This is a genomic window from Pseudotabrizicola formosa (assembly GCF_002900965.1).
In the GTDB taxonomy this organism is placed as follows: domain Bacteria; phylum Pseudomonadota; class Alphaproteobacteria; order Rhodobacterales; family Rhodobacteraceae; genus Pseudotabrizicola; species Pseudotabrizicola formosa.
The window spans coordinates 432,716-445,446 of sequence record NZ_PJOM01000001.1 but is presented as its reverse complement, the minus strand read 5'-3'; the positions used below and the strand labels follow the sequence as shown (position 1 = coordinate 445,446).

The window sequence follows — 12,731 nt, the reverse complement described above, 5'->3', positions numbered from 1 at the left end:
GCTAGGCCAGACGCTCTGGCAGCCGCAATCCCTGCAGCACGTCGGCAGATGGCATCGGGCGCTTGCCTTCGCGCTGCGCCTCTGTCACCTCCACCGCGCCGCTGCCGCAAGCAATGGTGAAACCATGCAGCACTTGCCCGGGTGCACCGCTTCCCTCGGTCAGGCGCGAGCGCAAGAGTTTCACCCGCTCTGCCCCGACCTGCACCCATGCGCCGGGAAAGGGCGACAACCCGCGGATCTGGCGGTCGACAACCGTGGCGTCTTGCGTGAAATCAACCCGCGCCTCTGCCTTGTCGATCTTGGCCGCATAGGTCACGCCGACATCAGCCTGCGGCTGGGGCGTCAGATGGGGCAGTTGGTCCAGCGCCTGCAAGATCAGCGTTGCCCCCAGTGCGGACAGACGGTCATGCAGGCCGGCGGTGGTTTCCTCTGCGCCGATGGCGGTTTCTTCGCGCAGCAGCACCGGGCCAGTGTCCAGCCCCGCCTCCATCTGCATGATACAGATGCCGGTCGTTGCGTCACCCGCCATGATCGCGCGGTGGATCGGAGCCGCCCCCCGCCACCGGGGCAACAGGCTGGCGTGGATGTTCAGACAGCCAAGGCGCGGGGCATCCAGCACCGCTTGCGGCAGGATCAGTCCATAGGCGACAACAACAGCCACATCGGCATTCAGCGCGGCAAATTCTGCCTGATCGGCAGGGTCTTTCAGACGGGCGGGGTGACGCACCGGCAGACCAAGCGCGCGTGCCTTTTGATGCACAGGGCTGGGACGATCAGCCTTGCCGCGTCCTGCCGGCCGGGGGGGCTGGGTGTAGACGGCGAGGATGTCATGCTGTTTGGCAAGGGCTTCCAGCACAGGAACCGAAAAGTCAGGCGTGCCCATGAAGATGATCTTCATTGCCGTTTGCGCGCCTTTTCCGCCTTGGTGATCAGCATCTTGCGCTTGAGCGGGGAGAGATGGTCGAAATACATCCGCCCCGCCAGATGGTCGATCTGGTGCTGCACCGACGTGGCCCAGAGGTTTACGAAATCGCGGTCCTCGATCACACCCTCTGCGTTCAGATAGCGCACCGTCACCGCGCGCGGCCGGTTGATGACGGCAGAAACGCCGGGCAGATTTGGGCTCGCCTCTTCATGGTCGCGCATTTGACCGCTGGCGTGCAGAACCTCGGGATTGGCCATGCGGATGGCCTGCCCGCGCGCCTCGAAGCAATCGACAACGGCCAGGCGCAACGGCACCCCGATCTGCACGGCCGCAAGGCCATAACCGGGCATGGCGTCCATGACCTCGATCATCTCTTCCCAGATCGCGCGGATGTCATCAGTGATCTGGGCCACGTCGGCAGCAGCTGTGCGCAAAACCGGGTGCGGCCATGGGATGCAGGGTCGGGTCATGCTAAGGGCCGGTGCAGATAGGCCGCCTGCGCGGCAATACGCTGATCGGGCGACAGGCGATCAAAGGTCACCAGCCCATCCAGATGATCATTTTCGTGCTGCGCGCAGATTGCGGCAAAGCCGGTCAGGGTTTCTTCCTGTGCCCGGCCATGCTGATCGGTCCAGCCCATGCGGATCTGCCGGGCGCGTGTGACCTCCGTGCTGATGCCGGGAAGTGACAGGCATCCTTCAGGCCCGGCAACCGTGTCTTCCGACCGCCACAGGATCTGCGGGTTGATCACGATGCGGGGGTCGGGCGTGCCTTCTTTCCACGTCACGTCCATCACGAACAGGCGCTTGAGCACGCCCACCTGTGGTGCTGCCAACCCGCGACCGGGGGCGTTGTACATCGTGTCCAGCATGTCGATGGCGAGGGAAGACACATCCTCGTCCCCCACTGGCAGGCAAGGGGTGGCAAGGCGAGGATCAGGCCATGTCAGGATGGGACGCACCGGCATCAGGATTGCCGTGCGCGTTCGCGCTTCAGCTTTTCCATCTTGCGGGTGATCATCTGGCGCTTGAGCGGGCCCAGATAATCAATGAACAGCTTGCCGTTCAGATGGTCGATCTCATGCTGGACACAGGTGGACCACAGGCCGGCGAACTGCTCTTCCTGCTCTGACCCGTCGAGCGCCTGCCATGCCACCCGAACCTCGGCCGGACGGCGCACTTCGGCATATTGATCGGGGATCGACAGGCAGCCTTCCTCATAGCAGGCAAGATCTTCCGACGACCAGACCACGCGCGGGTTGACCAATGCCATCGGGCGCGGCGGACCGTCCTTGATGCAATCCATCACCAAGACCTGTTGCATCACCCCGATCTGGGGGGCGGCAAGGCCGATGCCGGGCGCGTCATACATCGTCTCGAACATATCGTCCGCAAGGCGGCGCAAAGCGCCGTCAAAGACCGCCACTTGTTCACAGGGCTTCTTGAGGCGCGGATCGGGATGGATAAGGATGGGGCGGATCATGGGCATGATTTACGGCGCGGGGTCTGTTCGCGCAAGGGGCAGAGGCTGTGAGACGCGAGGTCCATATTTTGCCGGCGCTTCAGGCCAGCTCAGCGCAGGGCGGGTTCAGATCAGGATGACTTTGGGCCAAAACCGCTGTAACCGGAACAAGAGACCTGCAGAAAAAGGCGATTTCATGAATTTTGATGATCAGATCAACCGCTTGGGCACCCATTCGGTCAAATGGGACATGATGGAACGCCTGTATGGCGTGCCTGCCGACAAAGGGTTGTCGATGTGGGTGGCGGATATGGATTTTCGGCCGCCGGCCTGCGTGCAGGCTGCGTTGGAGAAAATGGCAGCGCATGGCGTTTACGGCTATTACGGCGACGATGCAGGCTACCGGGAGTCAATCCGCTGGTGGATGCAGACCCGGCACGGCTGGGCGCTGGACCCCGACCATATCTTTACCACGCATGGGCTGGTCAATGCGACGGGACTGGTGGTCGATACCTACACGAGGCCCGGCGACGGGGTGGTGCTGATGACGCCGGTCTATCACGCCTTTGCCCGGACCATCAAAGCGGCGGGACGCCTGGTGGTGGAATGCGAGCTGGCGCTGGTTGACGGGCGCTATGAAATGGATTTCGCGGCCTGGGATGCACAGATGACCGGGGGCGAGCGGATGCTGATCCTGTGTTCGCCGCACAATCCGGGCGGGCGGGTCTGGACGGCGGAGGAGTTGCGCGGCGTGGCGGATTTCTGCACGCGGCATGATCTGATCCTGGTCTCGGACGAGATCCACCATGATCTGGTGATGCCCGGGCACAAGCATCATGCGATGCCGGTGGTGGCCCCCGACTGCGCCGACCGGCTGGTGATGCTGACCGCGACGACCAAGACCTTCAACATCGCGGGCGCGCATATCGGCAATGTCATCATCGCCGATCCGGCGCTGCGGGCAAAGTTTGCAAGCAAGATCACGGCGATGGGGATTTCCGGCAATTCCTTTGGCATGCATATGGCCGAAGCGGCCTACTCCCCCGAAGGGGCGGTCTGGGTCGATGCGCTGGTGGATTATCTTGATGGCAACCGGCGGCTGTTTGACGACGGGGTGAATGCCATTCCGGGCCTGCGGTCGATGCCGCTGGCGGCAACGTATCTGTCCTGGGTGGATTTTACCGGGACCGGCATGGCCCCCGCCGAGTTCAAGGCGCGGGTCGAACAGGCGGCGCAGATCTGCGCCAACCACGGCGAAACCTTTGGCACCGGGGGCGAAAGCTACATGCGCTTCAACATCGCCACGCCGCGCGCGCGGGTCGAGCAAGCGGTGGCACGGATGAAGACGGCGTTTGGCGATCTGCAATAGCGTTCGAGGCGCGGGGGCCAGTCGTCAGGCCCCTGCCCTTGCTCAGGCGCGCGGAAGGTACGCCACCGGCGCGTTTTCATCCCGCCAGAAATCCAGCGGGGCCTTGTCCTGCACGGCGGTGGAGCGCTTGAATTCGCAGACCAGATCGCCGTTTTCCAGGCTGGAGGCAACGATCAGGCATTGAAAGATGTGGTTCGACCCATCGTAGAGATCGACCAAGCCACGCAGATGCGGCGCAAGATTGCCATCCAGCACAAACCCATCGTGCCAGAAGCGCAGCACCGGGAACACGGCTTCGCCCACCTGAACCCGCAGGCGCGATTTACGCTTTGCCTCGCGCTTGCGGGCGGCATCCAGACCGTCTCGAATGTCTTGCGGCAGAAATTCCAGCACAGCGCCCCCTTTCGCCGGTCTGCAACCAGACCCGGTACCTACACAGTGAACCAGTATTTATGAAAATCAAGTCAATCAGATGACGGTTGACTGGCAGGCCGTAAATCAGGGTTCTGACAGGGCATTTGGAGACCGGTCGAAACAACCGGCCCCTGTCTGGTGCCTGCTGCCCCTGTCGCCGCGAGAATCGGCAGTGTAGATCCTTGGCGATGCCCGGGCTCTGCCCCGAGCGAAGGGGACAAGCCAGAATGATCCTGTTCTTTGCCATGTTGCTGGATGCTGCCTTTGGTGAACCCAAGGCGATCTGGGACCGCGTGCCGCATCCTGCGGTGCTGATGGGCCGTGTGGTCAGCGGTCTGGACCGGCGGCTGAATGCGGGCCGCCAGCGGCGGGCCAAAGGGGTGGCGGCTCTGGTGGTGATGGTATTGGGGGCCTATGCGCTGGGGCGGTTGATTGCCTCGGTGCCGGATTTCGGTGTGCTGGAAGGCCTTGTGGCCGCAATCCTGCTGGCGCAGAAAGCACTGGTCGATCATGTGCGCGCCGTGGCGGAGGGTCTTCGGCACTCGCTTCCTGCCGGGCGGCAAGCGGTGGCGATGATCGTGGGTCGCGACACGGCAGCGCTGGACGGGCCGGGTGTTGCGCGGGCGGCCATCGAAAGCGCGGCGGAAAACCTGTCAGACGGGGTGATCGCACCGGCCTTCTGGTTCCTGATCGGCGGATTGCCGTTGATGCTGGTGTATAAAATCACCAACACCGCCGACAGCATGATCGGCCATCGAACCGAACGGCATGAAGCGTTCGGCTGGGCCTCGGCCCGGTTTGACGACCTGTTGAACCTGATCCCGGCCCGGTTGACGGCGGTGCTGATCGCGGTGGCACACGGGCGGCTGACGGTGCGCCCTGTCCTGCGCGACGCCCCCCTGCACCGCAGCCCGAATGCAGGCTGGCCCGAGGCCGCGATGGCCGTGGTGCTGGATGTCGCCTTGTCAGGACCACGCGCCTATCACGGGGTGATGTCGGCGTTTCCCTGGGTCTGGCCCGAAGGACGCCGCGATGCCGGGCCGGACGATGTCGATGCCGCTTGCCGGGCGTTGTGGCGAACCTGGGCGCTGATGCTGCTGCTTGTCGGCTGCGCTGCCCTGATCTAGGATCTGCAGTATGCGTATTGGTCTTGCCCTGGCTCTGATGAGCGGCCCCGCCCTCGCTGCCCCCACGCTTGTTCCTTGTGGCGGTACCTTGTCCGATTTCACCGCCGCGATCACGGCTGAGGCGGTGGCTGCGGGCCTGCCGCAAGAGGCGGCGCGCTCCTATCTGACAGGCGCGCGGATCGATGAGGGCGTGCTGCGCGCCGACCGCTCGCAAGGCGTGTTCCGCATGGCCTTCACCGATTTTGCCCGGCGGCTGATCTCGCAGAACCGGCTGGAACAGGGTCTTGCTCTGGCGGCACGACATGCGACGATTTTTGACCGGGCGGCGACAGAGTACGGGGTGCCAAAAGGCATCCTGCTGGCATTCTGGGCGTTTGAAACCGATTACGGTGCCGTGCAGGGAGAGTTCAACACCCGCGACGCGCTGGTTACGCTGGGCCATGATTGCCGGCGACCGGAATTGTTTCAACCGCAGATCCTGGCGGCGATCGATTTGCATGCCAAGGGCGATCTGCCAACCGATACCACGGGCGCATGGGCGGGCGAGATCGGCATGGTGCAGATGCTGCCCGCCGATATCCTTGCGCGGGGGGTGGATGGCGATGGCGACGGGCACGTGACGCTGAAGACATCGGTGCCCGACGCGCTGCTGTCAGGCGCGCGATTGCTACAGCACCATGGCTGGCGCGCGGGCCAGCCATGGCTGGCCGAGGTTGCAGTGCCCGCCGAACTGGACTGGGCGCTGTCGGGGCTGGAGGTGCAGTTGCCGTTGGCCGATTGGCAGGCGATGGGGATCGTGGGACGGGATGCGCTGCCCGAGGGGGTGGCATCGCTTATCCTGCCACAGGGGCGGCGGGGGCCGGCGTTTCTGGCCTATCCGAATTTCCGCACCCTGTTCGAGTGGAATCAAAGCTTCACCTATGTGCTGACTGCGGCCTATTTCGCAACGCGGCTGGAAGGGGCCCCGGTCTTTGCGGCGGGCAACCCCGAGCCGGGGCTGGATGATGCCCAGATGATGCGCTTGCAGGAAAAGCTTGCGGCACTTGGGCATGATGTGGGGCGCATCGACGGCATTCTGGGGTCGGGCACCCGCGCCGCGGTGCAACAGGAACAGGCGCGGCTTGGACTGCCGGCCGATGCCTGGCCGACGCAGGCGTTGCTGGACGCGCTTTGATCGGCAAGACCGGCGGCGCTGCAGGCGCGGTCTTGGCACGGGCAAAAGCGCCCATCCCCCGACCTGGGGCAGATCAGTAGCCTTCGCCCGGCTGACGTTGAGCCCGACGCCAGCGGATCATCCGGGCGATCGCCAACTCGGCCAAGCTGGCCCAGCGGGCGAGCCCTTGCAGATCCTGCGCACCGACATGCATCGAAAGGCGGGTTTCCCCGTTGTGAAGGTCCATCAGGGCCTCTGGGTGGTCGGCGTTCCACTGTGCGCGCTGCGCATCACTGCTGCGGACCGGCCATAGCAGGGCAAGATGCCAGCGGTCTCCCTCCGGGGTGGCGGTAAAATCGACCGAACTGGCCCAGAGACGGGCATGGATGGTATCGCCCTCGACCTCGACGGCCAGAAACCCTGCAACCCGCAGCGCGCTGATCATGCGACAAGCGCCTCGGCCTTCTTCAGATCGACACTGACCAGTTGGCTGACGCCCTGTTCGGCCATGGTGACGCCGAACAGCCGGTCCATCCGCGCCATGGTGACGGCGTGGTGAGTGATGATCAGAAAGCGGGTTTCGGTGCGGCGGGCCATTTCATCAAGCAGGTCGCAGAAGCGGGTGACATTGGCGTCATCCAGCGGGGCATCCACCTCGTCCAGCACGCAGATCGGCGCGGGATTGGCCAGAAAAACCCCGAAGATCAGCGCCAAAGCCGTGAGGGTCTGTTCGCCCCCGGACAACAGCGACAAGGTGGCAAGCTTCTTGCCGGGCGGTTGGCACATGATTTCCAGACCCGCCTCCAACGGGTCGTCGGATTCAACCAGGACAAGCCGCGCCTCACCCCCGCCGAACAAATGGGTAAACAAAGTGGCAAAGTTCTGGTTGACCTGCTCGAAGGCGGTCAGCAACCGTTCACGCCCTTCACGGTTCAGCCCGGAAATGCCAGCCCGGAGCTTCTTGATCGCCTCTTCAAGATCGGTCTTTTCTTTCAGCAGCGTGGCATGTTCGCCTGCAACCGCGGCCATATCCTCTTCCGCGCGCAGGTTGACGGCGCCAAGCGCTTCGCGCTGACGTTTGAGCCGCTGCACCTCGACATCGAGGGCTTCGGCATCTGGCATGTCGTCGGGACTGACCTTGAGCGAGGCGAGCAGTTCTGCCGGCGTGCAATCTGCATCCTCGGCGATGCGCTCGGCGGCATAGGCGACGGTTTCGCGTGCAGCGTCATTGCGGGCTTCGGCCCGGGCCCGCGCCTCGCGCGCCTCGCCATTGAGGCGATCCGCATCACGCTCGGCCAATTGCGCGTCACGCAGGGCGGCCTCGCCCTCGCTGAGGGCCTCGGCCGCCCTGCGGCGGCGCGTTTCGGCGGTGTCGATGGCATCGGAAAGTTCTTCGCGTTTGGCGGCAAGCTCTTCGGGGGCTGCGCAGGCCTCTTCCAGCTCTTCCTGGGTTTCCGCCCGGCGCTCAGCAAGTTCGGCACTGCGCTTTTCCGCCGTCTCCAAGCGGTGACGCCAGCCGGACAGCTCCTTGGTGGCTTCCTGACGGCGGCGCACGCGGGCTTCGCCTTCGCGGCGCACCTCATCATGGGCGGAGCGGCGGGTGAGCATCGCCAGTCGCGCGGCCTCGACCGCCACCTTGGCCCCTTCAACCCGGTCGCGGGCGGCGTTCAGGTCAGGCAGATCGGTGGCGTTCGCCTCGGCCTCGCGCAGGCGGGCGCGGGCGGCCATCGCCTCATCCTCATAGCGGGCGACGGCGAGTTTGGCCGAGTCCAGCTTACCCCCGGCAATGGAGGCCTCCGCCTCGGCCCGGCTGGCGGCGCGGTTGGCTTCGGTCACGCGGGCGTCGGCGGCACGGCGGGCCTCGCGGGCCATCTGATCGGCGCGGGCCAGATCGGCGAGGCGGTTTTGCAGCGCCTCATGCGCGCGCCGGGCCCCTTCGGCACGCGCCGTGATCTGTTCAAGATCAAGTTTCAGCTGCACCAGCCGGTTGAGCTGTTGCAGCCGCGCGGCGGCGGCAGAGGGCGCGTCTTCGGCAGAGGCGCGGAACCCGTCCCAACGCCAGAGGTCACCTTCCAGACTGACAAGGCGCTGTCCCGGACGCAAAAGGTGTTGCAGCGCGGCCCCTTGGCTGCGGCTGACCAACCCGATCTGGGAAAGCCTGCGGTCCAGCACATCGGGCGCGCCGACATGGCTGGCCAGCGGCTGCGCACCTGCAGGCAAGGGGGCAGTGTCCTCATAGGCGGGCAGCACGGCCCAGCCCGAACGGGCATCCGCCCCCACCTCGGGCGCGCGCAGGTCATCGGCCAGAGCGGCCCCGAGCGCCTTTTCATACCCCGGCTCGACAGTCAGGCGGTCCAGCAACTGATGACCGGCCTGCGATTCCCTGTCCACCAGACGGGCCAGGGCAGCGACTTCGGCGCGCAGGGCGTTCGCCTCACCTTCCGCTTCACCGCGCGCGGCGCGGGCCTCGGCCTCGCGCCCCTGCGCTTCGGCACGGGCGGATTCGGCCAGCTCAAGCGCCTCTTCGGCGGCTTCGGCCAAAGCGGCGGCGTCTTCCTGCCCTTCGGTCGCACTGGCATAGGCTTCGGTCGCGGCGTCCAGAGCCTCGGCGGCCGTATCGACCATCGCGCGGGCGCGCGCCGCTTCCGTTTCGGCGCGGTCCACCGTGGCGCGGGTGTCCGACAACAGGCGCTGCACCGACTGGTGCCGGGCGGCGAGCCGCGCCGAATCCTCGGTCGCCTGAGACAGCAGGGTTTCGCGGTCGGACAGGATCGCCCCTGCCTCACGCGCGGCCTCGGCCGCCTCGGCCAGACGCGCGTCATGGCCGTCGTGGGCCCGAAGCAACTGCTCCACTTCCCAATCCAGCCGGCTGATGGTCTCGCCCGCGTCGCTGTTCAGCCCGGCCTCACGCTCCATATCGCGGTCCAGCTGGGTGATGCGGCCGCGCAGAGTCTCGATCAACTGCATCGCCCGGGCTTCCTGATCGCCCAAAGCGTCGCGCTGCAAGACAAGCCGTTGCAGAATGGCCGCCGCCACCGCCTCTTCTTCGCGCCTGGGTGGCAGGGCGTCTTCCCGGGCCTCGCGCGCCTTGCTCGCGGCCCGGGCGGCGGCGTCGGCCTTTCCAGCCGCCACCAGACGGTCTCGCAAATGCGCCTCGGCCTCGGCCCGGGCCAGATCCGCCTCGCGCCAGCGGCGGAACAGCAGCATGCCTTCCGACCGCCGCAGGTCTTCACCGATTTCGCGGTAGCGGGCAGCTTGCCGGGCCTGCCGGGTCAGCGTCGCGACCTGTTGGGCCAATCCTTCCAGCACGTCATCGACGCGCAACAGGTTCTGCTCGGCCCCCGACAGTTTCAGCTCTGCCTCATGCCGCCGAGCATAAAGGCCGGAGATACCGGCAGCCTCTTCCAGAATGCGGCGGCGCGACTTGGGCTTGGCGTTGATCAGCTCCGAGATCTGGCCCTGCCGCACCAGCGCCGGAGAGTGTGAGCCGGTGGAGGCATCTGCAAACAGCATCTGCACATCGCGGGCCCGCACATCCTTGGCATTGGCCTTGTAGGCCGATCCGGCATCGCGGGTGATCCGGCGCACGATCTCGATGGTGTCGGCATCGTTGAAACCCGAGGGGGCGAGCCGGTCCTGATTGTCGATCACGATCGACACTTCGGCAAAATGCCGCGCGCCACGGGTCGCGGCCCCCGCAAAGATCACATCCTCCATCCCGCCGCCGCGCATCGCGGTGGGGCGGTTTTCGCCCATGACCCAGCGCAGCGCCTCCAGCAAGTTCGATTTGCCGCAGCCGTTGGGGCCGACCACGCCGGTCAGACCCTCATGGATCACCACATCCGTGGGGTCGACAAAGCTTTTGAAGCCGTTGAGCCGGAGCCGGGAAAAACGCACCTGTGCCTCGTGAGTCGCAAGGCGCTGATCGTCGGGCATTGGCGGGGGCAGAGTCAACAGGCCGTCCCCCGTATCTGGAGGTGCATCAGCGATTATCCCCAAGATGTTGGCACCTTGCAGCCCGGATCGGTTTGCCATCTTTTGAAGGAAATCTCAGAGACCCGAACAGATGACCCCCATTCGCGCCACCGACCCCTATGACTGGACTTCCATCCTGCAGCTGATCCAGCAGGAATTTGCGTCGATGGAGGGGCGGATCGACCCGCCATCGTCCATGCGGACCCTGACCGCAGAAGCGATTGCAACGCAGTCCAGCACGGGTGAGGTCTGGGTGATGGGCGCGCCGCCTGTCGCCTGCATGATCCTGACCATGAAGCCGCATGCGCTGTATCTGGGAAAGCTGGCGGTGGCAGGCAGCCACCGGGGCAAGGGTCTGGCGCGGGTGCTGATCGACAGGGCGACAGACCGCGCCCGTGCCATGGGTCTGCCCGTGGTGGAATTGCAGACGCGGATCGAGCTGGTCGAGAACCACGCCGCCTTTCGCGCCATGGGATTTACACAGGTGGGGCACAGCAGCCACCCGGGCTATGACCGGGTGACAACGCTGACCTTTCAGCGGGCGGTGTGATCTGCCTGTCCGGCAGGCAAAGCCTTGCGTGCTGTCATCGGTGACAGGTGGCGGACAGGGCGACCCTTTTCCTTTTGCGCCAAAGGTCTTAGGCTTGTCTCAGTTTGTGAAAGGTTGCGCCGATGCTTCATGCCCTGATCGCCATCCTGGCTTTTCAGCTGATCGGCGAGACCCTCGCCCGCGCCCTGCCCCTGCCGCTGCCCGGCCCGGTGCTTGGCATGGTGCTGATGCTGGCGGGGCTTGTCGCATCACCCCGCTTTGCAGCCCTCGTGCGTCCCACGGCGCAAGGCATCCTGTCACATCTGTCCCTGCTCTTCGTGCCGGCCGGGGTCGGCGTGGTGGGCCACTTTGCCACGCTGGGCAACCAGACCGCCGCCATCGCGGTTGCGGTGGTGGCGTCCACCGTGCTGGCCATCGCCGTTGGCGCGCTGACATTTGCCGGTGTCGCCCGGCTGACGGGGTCGCGCGATGACTGATTTCGCCGATATCTGGAGCTATCTGTCCCAAGGCCCGCTGCTGTGGCTGACGGCGACCCTGGTGGCCTATGCGGCGGGGGATGCCTGTTTCCGCCTGGCGGGGCGCGCGCCGGTGGTCAACCCGGTGCTGATCGCCGTGGCCCTGCTTGCGCTGTTGTTGCACCTGACCGCCACGCCCTATGCGACCTATTTCGAGGGCGCGCAATTTGTGCATTTCCTGCTGGGGCCGGCGACGGTGGCCCTGGCCCTGCCGCTTTTTGACAGCCTGCCCCGGTTGCGACGCGCGCTTTGGCCGGTGCTGGCGGCGCTGGTGGCAGGCTCGCTGACCGCTGCGGTCTCGGCGCTTGCCATCGGGGCGGCGTTTGGAGTGGATGCCACGGTGCTGGCCTCGCTGGCCCCGAAATCGGCCACCGCGCCGGTGGCCATCGGCATCGCCGAACGCATCGGCGGGTCGCCCACCCTGACCGCCGTTCTGGTGATCCTGACCGGGATCACCGGGGCGGTGGTGGCGACGCCGCTGTTGAACCTGTTGCGCCTGCGCGACTGGCGGGCGCGTGGTTTTGCGGTGGGGCTGACCAGCCATGGCATCGGCACGGCCCGCGCCTTGCAGGTGCATCCGACCGCAGGTGCCTTTGCCGCCCTTGGCATGGCCCTCAATGCCATTGCGACGGCGCTGATTGCGCCCTTCACCCTCTCCCTTTTCCAGTAAGGACTGTCATGAAACCCACCCTTCTCGGCCTGTGTGGCTCGTTGCGCGCGGCCTCGACCAACCGCCTGCTGATGCGCGAGTCGGTGCGCGCCTTTGGCGACTGCACCTTTGTTGACGGCAACCTGCGCCTGCCGCTTTACGATGGCGATCTGGAGGCAGCAGGGATGCCGCCCGAAGTGCAGACCCTCGCCGATCAGATCGCCGCCGCCGATGCGGTGGTGATCTGCACGCCCGAATACAACAAGAACCTGTCCGGCGTGCTGAAGAACGCGCTGGACTGGGTCAGCCGCACCAAGGGCGCGCCCTGGCGTGACAAGCCGGTGGCGATCCTGTCCGCCGCCGCCGGTCGCGCGGGGGGCGAGCGGTCGCAATTCTCGCTGCGCCATTGCCTTGTACCGTTCCGCCCCCACCTGCTGCCAGGGCCAGAGGTGTTCATCGCAAATTCGGGCGAAGCGTTTGACGAGAAAGGCCATCTCAAGGATGAGCGCGCCCAGAAGGGTCTGACCGAGCTGATGCAGCTTCTTCGCACAGCATCGTCGCGCTGATATCCTGCCGCCGAGCCTATCTGGTTC

General features: G+C 65.7%; 14 protein-coding genes. 7 read left to right on the top strand and 7 right to left on the bottom strand.

Annotation, left to right across the window (positions count from 1 at the left end):
- Position 1 precedes the first annotated feature (1 nt).
- From fmt to def (CXR43_RS02235), 4 genes are read right to left on the bottom strand one after another with little or no spacing between them, the layout of a single operon-like run.
- A complete protein-coding gene (gene fmt / locus CXR43_RS02250; RefSeq protein ID WP_103332403.1) occupies positions 2-898 on the bottom strand; it encodes a methionyl-tRNA formyltransferase in 897 nt (298 codons plus the stop codon).
- Positions 895-1,395, bottom strand: coding sequence for a peptide deformylase (def, locus tag CXR43_RS02245; RefSeq protein WP_103332402.1), 501 nt, complete (start codon positions 1,393-1,395; stop codon positions 895-897). The genes fmt and def (CXR43_RS02245) overlap by 4 nt, the downstream gene beginning before the upstream one ends.
- On the bottom strand, positions 1,392-1,892 hold the full coding sequence (gene def, locus CXR43_RS02240) for a peptide deformylase (protein ID WP_103332401.1): 501 nt from the start codon (positions 1,890-1,892) through the stop codon (positions 1,392-1,394). Before def (CXR43_RS02240) ends, def (CXR43_RS02245) begins: the two co-directional genes overlap by 4 nt.
- Positions 1,892-2,407: a peptide deformylase gene (gene def / locus CXR43_RS02235; RefSeq protein ID WP_103332400.1), complete on the bottom strand. Its 516-nt coding sequence runs from the start codon at positions 2,405-2,407 to the stop codon at positions 1,892-1,894. The genes def (CXR43_RS02240) and def (CXR43_RS02235) overlap by 1 nt, the downstream gene beginning before the upstream one ends.
- Positions 2,408-2,582: 175 nt before the next feature.
- On the opposite strand from def (CXR43_RS02235), the gene CXR43_RS02230 reads away from it, so the two are divergent.
- On the top strand, positions 2,583-3,755 hold the full coding sequence (locus CXR43_RS02230; RefSeq protein ID WP_103332399.1) for a MalY/PatB family protein: 1,173 nt from the start codon (positions 2,583-2,585) through the stop codon (positions 3,753-3,755).
- Positions 3,756-3,797: 42 nt separating this feature from the next.
- Here CXR43_RS02230 and CXR43_RS02225 read toward each other — a convergent pair whose 3' ends face one another.
- Positions 3,798-4,148 (bottom strand): hypothetical protein, encoded by a 351-nt coding sequence (locus CXR43_RS02225; protein WP_103332398.1) that lies wholly within the window; start codon positions 4,146-4,148, stop codon positions 3,798-3,800.
- A 248-nt stretch (positions 4,149-4,396) separates the two neighbouring features.
- Between CXR43_RS02225 and cbiB the strand changes: the two genes are divergently transcribed.
- Together cbiB and CXR43_RS02215 are read left to right on the top strand one after the other, a co-directional pair.
- Positions 4,397-5,296 carry an adenosylcobinamide-phosphate synthase CbiB gene (cbiB, locus tag CXR43_RS02220; protein WP_103332397.1) on the top strand — a complete coding sequence of 300 codons (900 nt, stop codon included), beginning with the start codon at positions 4,397-4,399 and terminating at the stop codon, positions 5,294-5,296.
- A 10-nt stretch (positions 5,297-5,306) separates the two neighbouring features.
- Complete coding sequence (locus CXR43_RS02215) at positions 5,307-6,470, top strand: lytic murein transglycosylase (protein WP_103332396.1); 1,164 nt, start codon at positions 5,307-5,309, stop codon at positions 6,468-6,470.
- Between the two features lie 73 nt (positions 6,471-6,543).
- Here the strand turns inward: CXR43_RS02215 and CXR43_RS02210 are convergent, their stop codons facing one another.
- On the bottom strand, positions 6,544-6,894 hold the full coding sequence (locus CXR43_RS02210; protein ID WP_103332395.1) for a hypothetical protein: 351 nt from the start codon (positions 6,892-6,894) through the stop codon (positions 6,544-6,546).
- Positions 6,891-10,346 carry a chromosome segregation protein SMC gene (gene smc, locus CXR43_RS02205; protein ID WP_103332773.1) on the bottom strand — a complete coding sequence of 1,152 codons (3,456 nt, stop codon included), beginning with the start codon at positions 10,344-10,346 and terminating at the stop codon, positions 6,891-6,893. Before smc ends, CXR43_RS02210 begins: the two co-directional genes overlap by 4 nt.
- Before the next feature lie 169 nt (positions 10,347-10,515).
- Between smc and CXR43_RS02200 the strand changes: the two genes are divergently transcribed.
- From CXR43_RS02200 to CXR43_RS02185, 4 genes are all read left to right on the top strand, one after another.
- Positions 10,516-10,974, top strand: coding sequence for a GNAT family N-acetyltransferase (locus CXR43_RS02200; protein ID WP_103332394.1), 459 nt, complete (start codon positions 10,516-10,518; stop codon positions 10,972-10,974).
- Between the two features lie 122 nt (positions 10,975-11,096).
- Positions 11,097-11,450 carry a CidA/LrgA family protein gene (locus CXR43_RS02195; RefSeq protein ID WP_103332393.1) on the top strand — a complete coding sequence of 118 codons (354 nt, stop codon included), beginning with the start codon at positions 11,097-11,099 and terminating at the stop codon, positions 11,448-11,450.
- A complete protein-coding gene (locus CXR43_RS02190) occupies positions 11,443-12,159 on the top strand; it encodes an LrgB family protein (protein ID WP_103332392.1) in 717 nt (238 codons plus the stop codon). Before CXR43_RS02195 ends, CXR43_RS02190 begins: the two co-directional genes overlap by 8 nt.
- Before the next feature lie 8 nt (positions 12,160-12,167).
- Entirely contained in the window at positions 12,168-12,704 is a 537-nt protein-coding gene (locus CXR43_RS02185) for an NADPH-dependent FMN reductase (RefSeq protein ID WP_103332391.1), read from the top strand.
- Positions 12,705-12,731 lie beyond the last annotated feature (27 nt).